The 13,460-nt window shown below is 60.7% G+C and carries 12 protein-coding genes; 8 read left to right on the top strand and 4 right to left on the bottom strand.

The window, feature by feature from the left end; all coding sequences use genetic code 11:
• Positions 1–9: 9 nt before the first annotated feature.
• Positions 10–429, bottom strand: coding sequence for a hypothetical protein (locus tag C2E19_RS25845; protein ID WP_008081098.1), 420 nt, complete (start codon positions 427–429; stop codon positions 10–12).
• A 363-nt stretch (positions 430–792) separates the two neighbouring features.
• Here C2E19_RS25845 and hrpB point away from each other — a divergent pair, with 363 nt between their 5' ends.
• Positions 793–3,312 (top strand): ATP-dependent helicase HrpB, encoded by a 2,520-nt coding sequence (gene hrpB / locus C2E19_RS25840; protein ID WP_129395644.1) that lies wholly within the window; start codon positions 793–795, stop codon positions 3,310–3,312.
• A gap of 192 nt (positions 3,313–3,504) precedes the next feature.
• On the opposite strand, the gene C2E19_RS25830 is transcribed toward hrpB, so the two are convergent.
• Positions 3,505–4,419: a LysR family transcriptional regulator gene (locus C2E19_RS25830; RefSeq protein WP_129395642.1), complete on the bottom strand. Its 915-nt coding sequence runs from the start codon at positions 4,417–4,419 to the stop codon at positions 3,505–3,507.
• A 221-nt stretch (positions 4,420–4,640) separates the two neighbouring features.
• Here C2E19_RS25830 and C2E19_RS25825 point away from each other — a divergent pair, with 221 nt between their 5' ends.
• The 4 genes from C2E19_RS25825 to C2E19_RS25810 all read left to right on the top strand — a co-directional run bounded on the left by C2E19_RS25825 (position 4,641) and on the right by C2E19_RS25810 (position 9,260).
• On the top strand, positions 4,641–6,131 hold the full coding sequence (locus tag C2E19_RS25825) for an aldehyde dehydrogenase (RefSeq protein WP_129395641.1): 1,491 nt from the start codon (positions 4,641–4,643) through the stop codon (positions 6,129–6,131).
• Positions 6,132–6,635: 504 nt separating this feature from the next.
• The gene (locus tag C2E19_RS25820) at positions 6,636–7,622 is read left to right on the top strand and encodes an ABC transporter substrate-binding protein (RefSeq protein WP_129395640.1); all 987 of its coding nucleotides are present in this window, start codon (positions 6,636–6,638) and stop codon (positions 7,620–7,622) included.
• Between the two features lie 10 nt (positions 7,623–7,632).
• A complete protein-coding gene (locus C2E19_RS25815) occupies positions 7,633–8,436 on the top strand; it encodes an ABC transporter permease (RefSeq protein ID WP_129395639.1) in 804 nt (267 codons plus the stop codon).
• Positions 8,424–9,260 carry an ABC transporter ATP-binding protein gene (locus C2E19_RS25810; protein WP_129395638.1) on the top strand — a complete coding sequence of 279 codons (837 nt, stop codon included), beginning with the start codon at positions 8,424–8,426 and terminating at the stop codon, positions 9,258–9,260. The genes C2E19_RS25815 and C2E19_RS25810 overlap by 13 nt, the downstream gene beginning before the upstream one ends.
• Positions 9,261–9,365: 105 nt before the next feature.
• On the opposite strand, the gene C2E19_RS25805 is transcribed toward C2E19_RS25810, so the two are convergent.
• Together C2E19_RS25805 and C2E19_RS25800 are read right to left on the bottom strand one after the other, a co-directional pair.
• Positions 9,366–10,445, bottom strand: coding sequence for an endonuclease/exonuclease/phosphatase family protein (locus tag C2E19_RS25805; RefSeq protein ID WP_129395637.1), 1,080 nt, complete (start codon positions 10,443–10,445; stop codon positions 9,366–9,368).
• A gap of 75 nt (positions 10,446–10,520) precedes the next feature.
• Entirely contained in the window at positions 10,521–11,195 is a 675-nt protein-coding gene (locus C2E19_RS25800; protein ID WP_129395636.1) for a YciC family protein, read from the bottom strand.
• 178 nt (positions 11,196–11,373) lie between these two features.
• On the opposite strand from C2E19_RS25800, the gene C2E19_RS25795 reads away from it, so the two are divergent.
• From C2E19_RS25795 to C2E19_RS25785, 3 genes are all read left to right on the top strand, one after another.
• The gene (locus tag C2E19_RS25795) at positions 11,374–12,132 is read left to right on the top strand and encodes a DUF2076 domain-containing protein (protein ID WP_129395635.1); all 759 of its coding nucleotides are present in this window, start codon (positions 11,374–11,376) and stop codon (positions 12,130–12,132) included.
• Between the two features lie 216 nt (positions 12,133–12,348).
• The gene (locus C2E19_RS25790; RefSeq protein ID WP_007949802.1) at positions 12,349–12,828 is read left to right on the top strand and encodes an NYN domain-containing protein; all 480 of its coding nucleotides are present in this window, start codon (positions 12,349–12,351) and stop codon (positions 12,826–12,828) included.
• Between the two features lie 24 nt (positions 12,829–12,852).
• A complete protein-coding gene (locus C2E19_RS25785) occupies positions 12,853–13,458 on the top strand; it encodes a PolC-type DNA polymerase III (protein WP_053124223.1) in 606 nt (201 codons plus the stop codon).
• Positions 13,459–13,460: the final 2 nt, after the last annotated feature.

Raw genomic sequence — 13,460 nt, 5'->3', positions numbered from 1 at the left:
ACTTCCTTTTTAGGCGGCAGGTTGCAGGCCGAACATGGCCAGTTGTTGCGTGCTGCCTTTGTGTTGAATCAGGCGCGGATCATCCAGAGGGAAATCTTTGCCCAACTCGCTTTCGAGAATAGCCTGCAACTTGTGATTATCGACCTGACCATCCGGGCCGATGGCTTGCTTGAGCTTGGCCGGATCGATCTGCGCGGTGTGGCCCGGTTCGAAGTAGATCGCGCCGGTGGCGAAGTCGACGGCAAACGCGATCAGGCCGGGAATGATGTAGAACAGCAGGCCCACGGCATCGAGCACGGCAATCGCCGGATCGACCTTGCCGTCGATCTGACCGCGACGGTCCGGGTAGAAAATCGAACCGCACGCGGTGATTTGCGTGAGCAGGGTGGCGACCAGTACACCGCCGATCAGGCGAAAAGGTAAGCGCATGGGAAATCTCCTGAGTCATTTGAAAACGAAGCGTAGTCGTCTGGAATTAAGACCCTGACGAACGCCCGGCAGTTCGCCGTTATACTCGCCGCTGGCAGGGCGTGCCCACAGTAAATTGCGGCCTCGTCTCACCCCTACCGAAATACGTTGAGGATTGAAGTTGTTTTCTCCAGATCGACACCGCGTGAAGGCCAACGAATCCTATCGGGGTTCGGCCCTCCGGGCTAAAGCTGTGAGCGCGCCATGCTGCGTTGCGGGACTTGGCAAGGAAACGACCCTTACCTGCGTCCCGCGCCTTGCCTGGCACGCTCACAGCTTTAACGCGACTCGCAATTTACTGTGGGCACGCCCTGGGGAGCCAGCATGAATTCTTTGCCGATCGACGATGTTTTACCCGCCCTGCGTGAAGCCCTCGCGACACGCCACGAAGCCGTGCTCGAAGCTCCGCCCGGCGCCGGTAAAACCACCCGCGTGCCGCTGGCCTTGCTCAATGAAGCGTGGCTGGCCGGGCAGACCATTCTGATGCTCGAGCCGCGCCGTCTCGCCGCGCGTGCAGCTGCAGAGCGTCTGGCCAGTGAGCTGGGCGAGAAGGTCGGTGAAACCGTCGGTTATCGCATTCGTCTCGACAGCAAGGTCGGCCCCAACACGCGTATCGAAGTGGTCACCGAAGGCATTCTCACCCGGCGCTTGCAGGATGATCCGGCGCTGGAAGGCGTCGGCCTGTTGATCTTCGACGAATTTCACGAACGCAGTCTTGATGCCGATCTGGCATTGGCCTTGAGTTTGAACGGTCGCGAGTTGTTTCGAGCTGAACAGCCGCTGAAGATTCTGCTGATGTCGGCCACGCTGGAAGGTGAACGTCTGGCCGGGTTGCTCGACGACGCGCCGATCCTGCGCAGCGAAGGCCGCATGTATCCGGTGACGATGCGTTGGGGGCGGCCGTTTCAGCCCGGCGAATACATCGATCAGCGTGTTACGCAAACCGTGCTTGAAGCGCTGCACGATGAAACCGGCAGCGTGTTGGTGTTTCTGCCGGGGCAGGCGGAAATTCGTCGTGTGCATCAACAATTGGCCGAAGCGATCGGTGAGCGCAGTGACGTTTTGCTCTGTCCGTTGCACGGTGAACTCGACCTCAATGCGCAACGCGCGGCGATCGATCCGGCCCCGGTCGGCCAGCGCAAAGTGGTGCTGGCGACCAACATCGCCGAGACCAGCCTGACCATCAACGGCGTGCGCGTGGTGATCGACGCCGGGCTGGCGCGGGTGCCGCGTTTCGATCCCGGCAGCGGCATGACGCGACTCGATACCCAACGGATCTCCAAGGCCAGCGCCACTCAGCGTGCCGGTCGGGCAGGGCGACTGGAACCGGGTGTTTGTTATCGCTTGTGGTCGCAGGATCAACACGAACAACTCGCTGCTTATGGCAGTGCGGAAATTCTTTCGGCGGATCTCGCCAGCCTGGCGCTGCAACTCGGACGTTGGGGGGTGACGCCGGGCGAACTGGTGTGGCTCGATGTTCCGCCAGCCGCCGCTTATGCACAGGCGCAGGATTTGTTGCAGCGACTCGGTGCACTGGAAGGCGAAGCGCTGACCACTCACGGTCAGGCCATGGCTGAGTTGCCGGCGCATCCGCGCATCGGGCATTTGCTCCTTCGCGGTCAGGCGTTGGGTTTGGCCAACATGGCGTGCGACGTCGCCGCGTTGCTCGGCGAGCGCGATATCTTGCGCGGTGCCGGGGCGGATTTGCACAGTCGATTGGTGCTGCTTTCCGGCGAAGAGCGCGCCGCCCGCGGTGCGCAGGGCGGTGTGCAGCGCGCCCGGCAATTGGCGCGGCAATATCGCGGTTACCTGCGCGGCAAGGCCAGCGAGCCGGTCAGCGATCCCGATCATCCGCGCTGGCTCGGTGCCTTGCTGGCGCTGGCGTATCCCGATCGCGTTGCGCAACAGCGGCGTGCCGGTGGCGCGGAATATCGGCTGGCCAACGGTCGTGCGGCGCTGTTCGCCGAAGCCGACAGCCTGATGAAAGAAGCATGGATCGTCATCGCCGACCTCGGCAGCCGTCAGGGCCAGCGCGAAGAACGGATTTATCTGGCGGCGGATTTTGATCCGGCGCTGTTCGATTCCGTGCTCGCCGAACAGGTGCGCAACGTCGATCAACTCGACTGGGACGAGCGCGAAGGCGTGTTGCGCGCCGAGCGTCAGCGCAAGGTCGGCGAGCTGATTCTCAGCCGTGAGCCGCTGACTGGTCTCGACGAAAATGCGCGCAGTCAGGCGCTGGTCAATCTGGTACGGCGCAAAGGTCTGGAGTTGCTGCCGTGGACGCCCGAACTACGTCAGTGGCAGGCGCGGGTGGCGTTGTTGCGGCAGCTTGAATTGGGTTCGCAAGCTGAAAGCCAATGGCCGGATGTCAGTGATGCGACGCTGCTAAACACCCTCGAAGATTGGCTGATGCCGTATCTGGGCAAGGTCTCGCGGCTCAGTCATTTTGCCAATCTGGATTTATCGAGCATCGTCCGTAACCTGCTGCCGTGGCCGTTGCCGCAAAAGCTCGATGAGCTGGCCCCGCATCATCTGAGCGTGCCGTCGGGTTCGTCGATTCGTCTGGACTACAGCGAGTTTCCGCCGATTCTTGCGGTGCGTTTGCAGGAGTTGTTCGGGCTGGCGGATACGCCACGGATTGCCGGCGGGCGGCAGGTGGTCAAGTTGCATCTGCTGTCGCCGGCGCGGCGACCGGTGCAGGTGACGCAGGATCTGGCGAACTTCTGGCGCAGTACCTATGCCGAGGTGAAGAAGGATTTGAAGGGACGCTATCCGAAGCATTATTGGCCGGATGATCCGTTGGTGGCCGAGGCGACTGCGCGTGCCAAGCCGCGTGGTACGTGAAGGTCAAAAGATCGCAGCCTGCGGCAGCTTCTACAGAGTTGAAGTCGGCCACAGAATAACGGTACGACACCGATCTACTGTGGGAGCGAGCCTGCTCGCGAAGGCGTCGTTTCAGTCGACGTATTCGGTGCCTGATACTGCGCCTTCGCGAGCAGGCTCGCTCCCACAGGTTTTTGCGGCATGATCCGATTTTTAGTGGTGGGTCTTGGCGGTTAATTGTTCGCGGCAATAATCGGCGAACAACTGCGCCGGTTTGGTCAACTGCCCACGCTTGAGCCACGCGGCGACCAAGCCTGAACCGGTGACGTCTTCGACGATGTCCACGCACACGACTTTCTTGCCGTCGTAGGTGCATTCCGAATGCGGGCGGGTGACCAGAATCGAGAAGCCGAAACCCTGGCCAACCATCCCGCGCACCATCTCGATCGAGGGTGAACTGAACTCGATACGCGGTGTTAAGCCCAGCTCTTCGAAGAGGCTGACGAAATAAGTCCGGCTCGGCTGCACGTCGAGCAGGATCATCGGTTCCAGGCACAAGTCGCGCAGTGAAACCTGCTTGTATTCGGCAAAGCGATGATCCGCCGGCAACAGCGCATAAGGCCGTTGCGCCGGCATCAGCGGCTCAGTCTGGATCGTCGCGTCGAGCTCATGTTCATACAGGATGACCAGATCAAACGTGCCCGACGTCAGGCCTTGCACCAACTCCTGTTGCTCGCCGTCACGGATACGAATTTTCACCCCCGGATACAGCGCCGAGAACCCGGCGATCAATTGCGGCAAGTACAACGGCGCTACCGTTTCGAAGCACCCGATATCGATCTGCCCGGCGACGATGTCGTTGTCGGCCAACGCGTTCTGCTCGAACTCCTTGGCCATGCGCAACAATTCTTGAGCCTTGCGAAAAAACCGCGCTCCGCTTGGTGTCAGCGACACACCTTGGGCGTGATGACGGATCAGCAGTTGCACGCCGAAACTGTCTTCCAGGCCTTTGATCGCGGTGGAGATCGCCGGCTGTGCGATATACAGCTTGCGTGACGCCTCGGCAACGCTGCCGCATTCGACGGTGGTGATGAAGTATTTCAGCTGACGCAAATTGTAGGCGGCCACGGCAAACCTCAGGACGAGCGGACTCGACTTCCAAGCAATTTGTGCGCCGCCACGTCCGTTGCACGACGATGTTCTTATCCCTCAACCATAGCCACCTGCGCAGCATTTGGGGGAAGTCATTGCCCAGTGTTTTTATTGCCTGCGAAGACATTTTTACTATTTTTAGCCCGCGCGAGGCTGAGCGACCATCGAGGCACAATAAAGCCCAAGGAGCATCCGTCGTGTTCGAGCTTGCAGAGTGGCAGCGCCGTGCCGTTGCGTTGAAGTTTCCCGATCAGGCCGTGATTGACGGCAAACATTGCGCGGCGCGTTCGGGGCAGACGTTTGCTGCGATCAACCCCGCGACTGGCGATTGTCTGGCCAATGTTGCCGCGTGTGGCGAGGAGGATGTCGACCTCGCCGTGCGCAATGCGCGGCAAGTATTCGAGGCCGGAATCTGGTCGCAACGCTCCCCGGCTGAGCGCAAGCAAGTGCTGTTGCGTCTGGCTGATTTGCTGATGACGCATCGTGAAGAACTGGCGCTGCTCGATTCGCTGAACATGGGCAAACCGGTGATGGACGCCTACAACATCGATGTGCCGGGCGCTGCGGGCGTGTTCCGCTGGTACGCCGAAGCGATCGACAAACTCTACGATCAGGTCGCGCCCAGTGCGCCGAATGTGTTGGCGACAATTACCCGTGAAGCACTGGGTGTGGTGGCGGCGGTGGTGCCGTGGAATTTCCCCTTGGACATGGCTGCATGGAAGCTCGCGCCGGCGCTGGCGGCAGGCAATTCGGTGATCCTCAAACCGGCCGAGCAGTCACCGTTTTCAGCGTTGCGTCTGGCTGAGTTGGCGCTTGAGGCGGGGCTGCCGCCGGGTGTGCTCAACGTGTTGCCGGGGCTTGGCGAGCAGACTGGCAGGGCGCTGGGTTTGCACGCGGACGTCGATTGTCTGGTGTTCACCGGCTCGACCCAAGTCGGCAAATATTTCATGCAGTACTCCGCGCAATCGAACCTCAAGCAGGTTTGGCTGGAGTGCGGCGGCAAGAGTGCCAATCTGGTGTTCGCCGACTGTCAGGATCTCGATCTGGCGGCGGAAAAAGCCGCGTTCGGGATCTTCTTCAATCAGGGTGAAGTCTGCTCGGCCAATTCGCGTTTGTTGGTGCAGCGTTCGATTCATGATGAGTTCGTCGAGCGTCTGAAAGCGCAGGCCGAGCGTTGGTTGCCGGGCGATCCGCTGGATCCGCAGAGCAGTGCTGGGGCCATCGTCGATCACAAACAGACGGCGAGCATCATGGGTTTTATTCGCAATGCCGAGCAGTCGGGGGCGACGCGGGTTTGTGGTGGGCAGCAGCGGCGCTTTAACGGCTCGGACAACTTTATTGAACCGACGATTTTTACCGGTGTGACTGCGGATATGCGGTTGTTTCGTGAAGAGGTGTTTGGGCCAGTGTTGGCGGTCGTGCCATTCGACAGTGAAGAGGAAGCGGTGCGGTTGGCAAACGACAGTGTCTACGGGCTGGCGGCGTCGCTGTGGACCGATGACCTTAACCGCGCCCATCGAGTGGCGCGGCAGTTGCGCGCTGGTACGGTGTCGGTCAATACGGTGGATGCACTGGATGTCACCGTGCCTTTCGGCGGCGGCAAACAATCGGGTTTTGGCCGGGATCTATCGCTGCATTCCTTCGACAAATACACCCAGCTGAAAACCACCTGGTTTCAATTGCGCTGAGACCGAGTCGCCCCTTCGCGAGCAGGCTCGCTCCCACACTGGATCCATGTCACACCGAAGATCCCCTGTAGGAGTGAGCCTGCTCGCGAATGCGGTGGGTCAGGCAACAAAGGTTTCGGCTGACCTGATGCCATCGCTGGCAAGCCAGCTCCCACAGGTTTTTATTGGTGTTCACAAAAACCGGGGTACAACTGAAATCCCTGTGGGAGCTGGCTTGCCAGCGATGGCATCGCTCCCTGTCACAGAAAATCGCCGATCTGCACCCACTTTGCGCATCCCCGCCAACCCCGCTCTTCAGCGGTGCGCACTACCCAGTTTTTTCATCATTTGCAGCCAACAATTTCCTGATTTTCCTCACCGCGCACATGGGCCACCATCGATCTTGCCCGCCAGCCGAATGTTGTCTGCCCAAGCGTCCGCGAGAGACCAACGGCAGCAACTGCACAACGGCCGGCGACCGTACTGCCCATGACAAAACTAAATCAACAGCGTCGGGAGTGCTCCATGATCAAGTCCTTGTGTATTCGTCTCACTCATCCTCTGGCAATCACCGCTCTGGCCGCCACGGTCGCGACCAGCGCCCAGGCCGGCACTTTGTCCATCGGCCATACCACATGGGTCGGCTACGGCACCCTCTATCTGGCGCAAGACCTTGGCTACTTCAAGGAAAACGGCCTGACCGTTGAATTGCCAGTGGTTGAAGAGGCGTCGATGTACATGGCCGCGCAGGCGTCCGGGCAATTGTCCGGCTCGGCGTCGACCATCGATGAGGTGCTCAAGTATCGCCCGCAGTTCTGCTTCAAAGCGGTCGCGGCGCTGGATGACAGCCATGGTGGCGACGGTGTGCTGGTCGGCAAGGATGTGAAGAGCCTGCAAGAACTCAAGGGCAAATCCGTGGCAGTCAACGAGGGTTCAACCTCACAGTTCTGGCTCTCGTACCTGCTGAAAAAGAACGGCATGAGCATGAGCGACATCACCGTGCAGAACATGACCGCTGACGATGCCGCCACCGCGTTCATCGCCGGTCGCGTGCCCGCTGCTGTCACTTGGGAACCGCACCTGTCGATGGTCCGCGACAAGCAGCAAGGCAAAGTGCTGATCGACAGCAGCAGCACCCCCGGTGTGATCGTCGATGTGGTCGCACTCAATTGCAGCGTCATCGACAAGCAGCCGGAAGACGTCAAGGCGCTGGTCAGCGGTTTGTACAAAGCCGTGCAATACACCAAGGATCATCCGGAAGACGCTTACAAGATCATGGCTAAAGGCGTTGGCGGTTACCTGTCCGATCCGAAGGAACTGGCCGCCGCCGCACAAGGCGTGCGTTTCTACGATCAAGCCATGAGCGAGAAGCTTCTTGGCGCACCGGGCAAGCCGGGCGACAGCGCACCGCTGATCAAACTGGCCAACGAAACCGCCAGCGAATTGCAGGGCAAACCGTACAACGTCAGCAATGACGAGCTGGTCGACAACCGTTTCGTCAGCCCGCTCTAGGAGGTCTGCAATGTTCAAGCGCAATTCGTGGCTGAGCCGCAGCCTCACGCCGAAAACCGCGTTGCCGGTGCAAGTGGTGTGGAGCGCCAGCGCTCTGGCCTGGGTGTTATTGGTCGGTCTCTGGGCCGGGCTTTCTTACGGTGGCATCGTCCCGGCAATGTTTTTGCCGACACCGGGCGCGGTGGTCGAAGCCGCCGTGCGCCTGGGTCGCGACGGCACGCTCGGCACGCATGTCTGGGCCAGTGTCGAAGTAGTGATGGTCGGCTTCATTGTGTCGTCGCTAGTGGCGGTGCCATTGGGGTTGCTGATGGGCAGCTTCCGCATCGTCCAGGCCTTCCTTGAGCCGTTGGTGAACTTCATCCGTTACCTGCCGGTGACCTCGTTCGTGCCGCTGTTCATCCTGTGGATTGGCATCGGTCTCGAGCAACGGGTTTCGGTGATTATCTTCGGTGTGTTCTTCCAGCAACTGGTGATGATTGCTGACGTCTCGAAAGGCATTTCCAAAGATCTGATCAACGCCTCTTACACCTTGGGTTCCAGTCGCCGCGACGCAGTGTTGCATGTGATCGCGCCGGCCTCGGTGCCGGGCGTGCTCGACACCTTGCGGGTGACCATGGGCTGGGCCTGGACGTATCTGGTGGTGGCGGAACTGGTCGCCGCTTCCAGCGGTTTGGGTTACCTCAGCCTGAAGGCCATGCGCGGGTTTCAGGTCGACGTGATTTTCCTCGCCATCGCGATCATCGGCCTGCTCGGTCTGGTCACCGATCAATTGTTCCGTTTTCTCCGCCTGAGGGTTGCCGCATGGGCTCAGTGACTGCTGCCAATCACCGTTTTATCGAACCGGTCGCGACTCCCGCGCAAACGGCGCCGCGCTTGCAGGTAGACAAGGTCAGCCTGCGTTACAAGAAGCCTGACGGCGGCACGTTTACCGCGCTGGAAGAGGTGTCGTTCGAGGTGCCGGATCAGCAGTTTGCGGTGCTGGTCGGGCCGTCGGGTTGCGGTAAGTCGAGCCTGTTGTACCTGACCGCTGGCCTGGCCGAGCCGACCTCCGGCGAGATCTATGTCGGCGGCCAGCAAGTGCAGGGGCCGGGCGCGGATCGTGGCATGGTTTTTCAGAGTTACACACTGTTCCCATGGCTGACGGTGCGCCAGAACGTTGAGTTCGGCCTCAAACGCCGGGGCATGCCGGCGGCGCGGCGCAAGGAGATTGTTGATTACTACGTCAACGAAGTCGGCCTCGCCGGTTTCGCCAATAACTACGCCAAACAGTTGTCGGGCGGGATGATGCAGCGCGTGGCGATTGCCCGGGCGTTGGCCAATGATCCGCAGATTCTGTTGATGGACGAACCGTTCGGTGCGCTGGACAGCCAGACGCGATTGCAGATGCAGCAACTGTTGCTGCGGGTGTGGGGCAACAGCAAGAAAACCGTATTGTTCGTTACCCATGACATCGACGAAGCTATCTTGCTCGGCGACCGGGTCTATGTGATGGGTGCGAAACCTGGGCGGATCAAACAGATTCTCGACGTGCCGATCGAACGCCCGCGCTCGCTGGACATGGTCATGGAGCGCTCGTTCATCGACATGAAACGGCAGATCTTCGGCCTGCTGCACGACGACCTCGAAGAAGTCCACTGATCCCGATATCCCCCTGTAGGAGCTGCCGCAGGCTGCGATCTTTTGATGTTGTTTTGAAGATCAAAGGATCGCAGCCTGCGGCAGCTCCTACAGGAGGTGTGTGGGTCAGGGTGTGGCAGGGAGGAGGAAGCGGGCGATTACTGGCAAGTGATCGGAGATGCGCAGGGTATCGTCCTGGCGAACCATCGCTTCCACGCGTTTGATTTTCGGGCTGTAGAACAGGTAATCCACCGTGCGATCCGGGCCATTCAGACCGGGGTCGTTGGGGTAGTGGGTCAGCCATTGCGCGCGGTCGATGCCGCTGGCTTCGTTGTTGGTCGGGATCATCGGGTACTTGTCCCACAGCAGATGCAATTCACTGTCGGCGGAGTAGGGCGTGCGCTGCTCGGCCGGCAAGCGGCGGTACTGGCCCAGCGGCAACAGATTGAAGTCGCCGCCGATCAACCAAGGCAGGCCCTGGCTTTCATACTTGTCGAGGATCTTGGCCACCGCCGTCACTTGTGTGCCCGGCGTGTCATTCGGCTGACTGGCGCGTTCGAGGTGCGTGTTGAACACGGTCAATTGCCCGCCATCGCTGAGCGGCAGTTTGGTCGCGAGCAAGGCATCTTTGGGCTGGAACTGACGGCTGATGACATTCGCCGAGGCCACCGGCAATTGCAGGCGTTCGGCGTGTTCGATGCGATAGCGGCTGAGGGTTGCCAATTGCCGACCGACGCTGCCGAAGATATGCCGGTCGGGGACGAAGTCAGCCTTCCAGTCAAAGGCGCTGACGCTGCACGGATACAGGTCGGCAACGCGTTCCTGCAACAGCTTCAGTTGATCCTGATAATCGCTGGCCTTGGCGCCGTCATCCAGCTCCTGCAACAGCAGCACATCAGGCTGCTCATCGCGGATCACCCGCGCCACTTCGTCGAGGCTGAAGGCCATGTCCTCTTGTGTCGGCGATTCATCATCGCCCTGGGCCAGGTCATTCCAGAACACGTAGCGCTTGCCGGCGAGAAACTGCACGTTCCAGGTCATGACTTTCAGCGCCTGCCCCGGGACCAGCGTCGGTGGCGTCCCGGTGCAGCTGATCGGCAGAGTCTCGCGGGCATCGGGGCGCCAGGTCAGGCTGAAGATCAGCCCGCCGATCAGGACGATGGCGAGCACGACAAGCAACAGGGTGTAGCGCAGTAGACGGGTCATGGCTCGGCTTATAGCGTTACAGAAAGTGGCCCCGAGCATACCTGAGCGCGGTCGCCAAGCCCAAGTACAGCGCTGTCAGACCGCTCCGTCACGTTTGTCAGGCGATTCGCTGATCAGCATGAACAAACGGAACAACACCACGCTGGTGAACAGTTGCAGGAAGCTGTGGGCGCTGTCGATCAGCACGGCGAGCACCGGGTTTTGCGGCTCCGGATACACCGCCAGCGTTGCGCCCTTGAGCAGCCACAACGGCGTCATCACGCACAGAATGCACAGCAGGATCCGCCAGAAGTGCCCACGGCTCAGGCGCAGGCTTTCCTTCATTGCCTGCAACGGGCCGAGGCCGCGCAGCACCAACAGGTATTCGCCGAACGCGAGCATCACCATCAGCATCAGGCCCGGGAGGAAATACAGCGACAGACCGAGCAGGATCAGCAAGGTGTTGAGCGCCGTGAGCAGGGCGAAACGCGGCCACAGGCGTGCAGACATTGCCAGCAGGTCAAGGGTGCGCGGGGATTCGCCACGGGTACGCGCGTCGAGAAAGAGGATCAGTGCCGCGGTGTACAACGGATAAACCAGCAGGCCGACGACCACGCTGACGGAGGAAAAGCTGTCCGGGTCGCTGTTCTGATCGACCAGTTGCAGCAAAACCGCTTCGAAGATCACCAGCGGCAGGCACAACTGCACGATGCTGACCAAATGGCGTTTGAAAAAATACAGGGAGTCGCGCAGTACTTCGAAGGCATTCATCAGTCGGTATCGCAGGTCGAAAACAGTGGCTCACTTTAACCGATGACGCCGGCGCCGGCACAAACGTAAACATTCGGTAAAGGTCGTTGAAACATCCTGTCACCGTCTCCATTACAGGAGAGCACCTTTTCCACCGTGGACGAGGGCAACGTTATCCCCGGCAATCTACGAGGTCGCCATGAACAGCGAAGAGCAAACCCTGATCGATGGACTGTTTTCCCGGCTGCAACAGGCCGAAACGGAGGCAGCCCCGCGCGACGCCCAGGCCGAGGCGCGGATCAAGGAACACCTGACACGCCAGCCAGCGGCAGGTTATTTCATGACCCAGGCGATTCTGGTGCAAGAGGCTGCGCTGAAAAGTCTCGATGAACAGAACAAGCAATTGACCCAGCAGGTTCAACAGTTGCAGGCTGAGTTGCAGTCGGCCAAGTCCCAGGCTGCCGCGCCAGCGCCGAGCGGCGGTGGTGGTTTCCTGTCGAGCATCTTCGGCGGCAACCCACGTCCGGCGCCGACCCCGAGCGCGGCCCCGGCCTCCACTGGCGGCTGGCGTGAACCGGCGCCGCAGCAGAATTACGCCGCGCCCGCACCGCAACAGAATTTCGCTGCAGCACCGCCTGGCTACGCACAACAGGCGGCGCCCGCAGCGGGCAGCAGCTTCCTCGGCGGCGCCTTGAAAACCGCAGCGGGTGTGGCCGGTGGCGTGATGCTGGCGCAGGGCATCAGCAGTCTGTTCCATCACAACCAGCAGCCGGAAGAAATCGTTGAGGTAATCAAGGAAGAACCGGCCCAGGTCGCCGACCAGAGCAACAACGGCTGGAACGATGATCAGCGGGTGGCGGACAACGGTTTCGCTGGCAATGACCAGGGCGGATTCACCGACACCGATTACAGCGACGACAACTCATCGTTCTTCGATGACGACGATTCCTTCGTCTGACCAACGGTCAATCACCAAGCAACGCAATCTCTGTGGTGAGGGGGCTTGCCCCCGTTGGACTGCGCAGCAGGCCTTTCTTTGAAAAGATGGGGTCGCTACGCAACCCAACGGGGGCAAGCCCCCTCGCCACAGTAGTTTTTACTGGCATACTGAGCGCCTTTTTCGGGCCACGCGCCTGATCCCGCTTCGTGCGCTTGCGCGCCCACAGGAACTCCGGTGAAAAAAATCGCAGTGTTCGCCGACGTGCAGAACCTCTACTACACCGTGCGTCAGGCCTATGGTTGCCACTTCAACTATGCCGCGCTGTGGGCGGACATCAGCAAGGACGGGCAGATCGTCGAGGCCTACGCCTACGCGATCGACCGTGGCGACAGCAAGCAGCAGCAGTTCCAGCAGATCCTGCGCAACCTCGGTTTCACCGTGAAGCTCAAGCCCTACATCCAGCGCAGCGACGGCTCGGCCAAGGGTGACTGGGACGTCGGCATCACCCTCGACATCATGGACGCTGCCGACCACGTCGACGAAATCGTCCTGGCTTCCGGTGACGGTGATTTCGACATGCTGCTCGAACGCATCATCAGCAAGCACGGCGTGCAAGCGGTCGCCTATGGCGTGCCCGGCCTGACCGCCAACTCGCTGATTCGCGCTGCCAGCCGTTACGTGCCGATCGAAGGCGCGCTGTTGCTCAAGAATTGATTTTTGTACGGAGTTGAACCCGGTTTGGAACGCATTGCAGTCATCGACTTTGAAACCACCGGCCTCTCGCCGAACAGCAGCTGTCGCGCCACTGAAATCGCCGTGGTCATGCTGGAAAACGGCCGCATCGTCGAGCGTTACCAGAGCCTGATGAATGCCGGCGTGCGCGTCCCCGCGTTCATCGAACAACTGACCGGCATCAGCAACGCCATGCTGCGCACCGCGCCGCCGGCAGAGCAGGTGATGAACGAGGTCAACGAGTTTGTCGGCTGCACACCGCTGGTCGCGCACAACGCCTCCTTCGACCAGAAGTTCTGGGACTTCGAGCTGGGGCGGATCAAGCGCACCCGGTTGCAGAACTTTGCCTGCTCGCTGTTGCTGGCGCGGCGCTTGATGCCTGCCGCGCCGAACCACAAGCTCGGTACGCTCACCACCTTCGCCCGTCTGCCGCATACCGGCCAGGCTCACCGGGCCATGGCCGATGCCGAGATGGCGGCCAATTTGATGGCGCATCTGGCTGAAGAATTGCGCGGCAAGCACGGCGTGCGCGAGCTGTCGCACGACCTGCTGTGCAAATTGCAGAAAGTCCCCGCCGCGAAAGTCAGCGAGCACCTGCAACGCTATCGCTGACC

It is taken from the genome of Pseudomonas sp. DTU12.3 (genome assembly GCF_004124275.1).
In the GTDB taxonomy this organism is placed as follows: domain Bacteria; phylum Pseudomonadota; class Gammaproteobacteria; order Pseudomonadales; family Pseudomonadaceae; genus Aquipseudomonas; species Aquipseudomonas helmanticensis.
Note: the sequence above shows the minus strand (reverse complement) of the source record. Positions and strands in the feature narration are given on the sequence as shown.

What these genes read in the sequence shown, in the direction of transcription:
- hrpB (WP_129395644.1), top strand. Translation starts at nt 793, where the DNA reads ATGAATTCTTTGCCGATCGACGATGTTTTACCCGCCCTGCGTGAAGCC.
- C2E19_RS25800 (WP_129395636.1), bottom strand. Translation starts at nt 11,195, where the DNA reads ATGAATGCCTTCGAAGTACTGCGCGACTCCCTGTATTTTTTCAAACGC.
- C2E19_RS25820 (WP_129395640.1), top strand. Translation starts at nt 6,636, where the DNA reads ATGATCAAGTCCTTGTGTATTCGTCTCACTCATCCTCTGGCAATCACC.
- C2E19_RS25810 (WP_129395638.1), top strand. Translation starts at nt 8,424, where the DNA reads ATGGGCTCAGTGACTGCTGCCAATCACCGTTTTATCGAACCGGTCGCG.
- C2E19_RS25805 (WP_129395637.1), bottom strand. Translation starts at nt 10,445, where the DNA reads ATGACCCGTCTACTGCGCTACACCCTGTTGCTTGTCGTGCTCGCCATC.
- C2E19_RS25795 (WP_129395635.1), top strand. Translation starts at nt 11,374, where the DNA reads ATGAACAGCGAAGAGCAAACCCTGATCGATGGACTGTTTTCCCGGCTG.
- C2E19_RS25815 (WP_129395639.1), top strand. Translation starts at nt 7,633, where the DNA reads ATGTTCAAGCGCAATTCGTGGCTGAGCCGCAGCCTCACGCCGAAAACC.
- C2E19_RS25845 (WP_008081098.1), bottom strand. Translation starts at nt 429, where the DNA reads ATGCGCTTACCTTTTCGCCTGATCGGCGGTGTACTGGTCGCCACCCTG.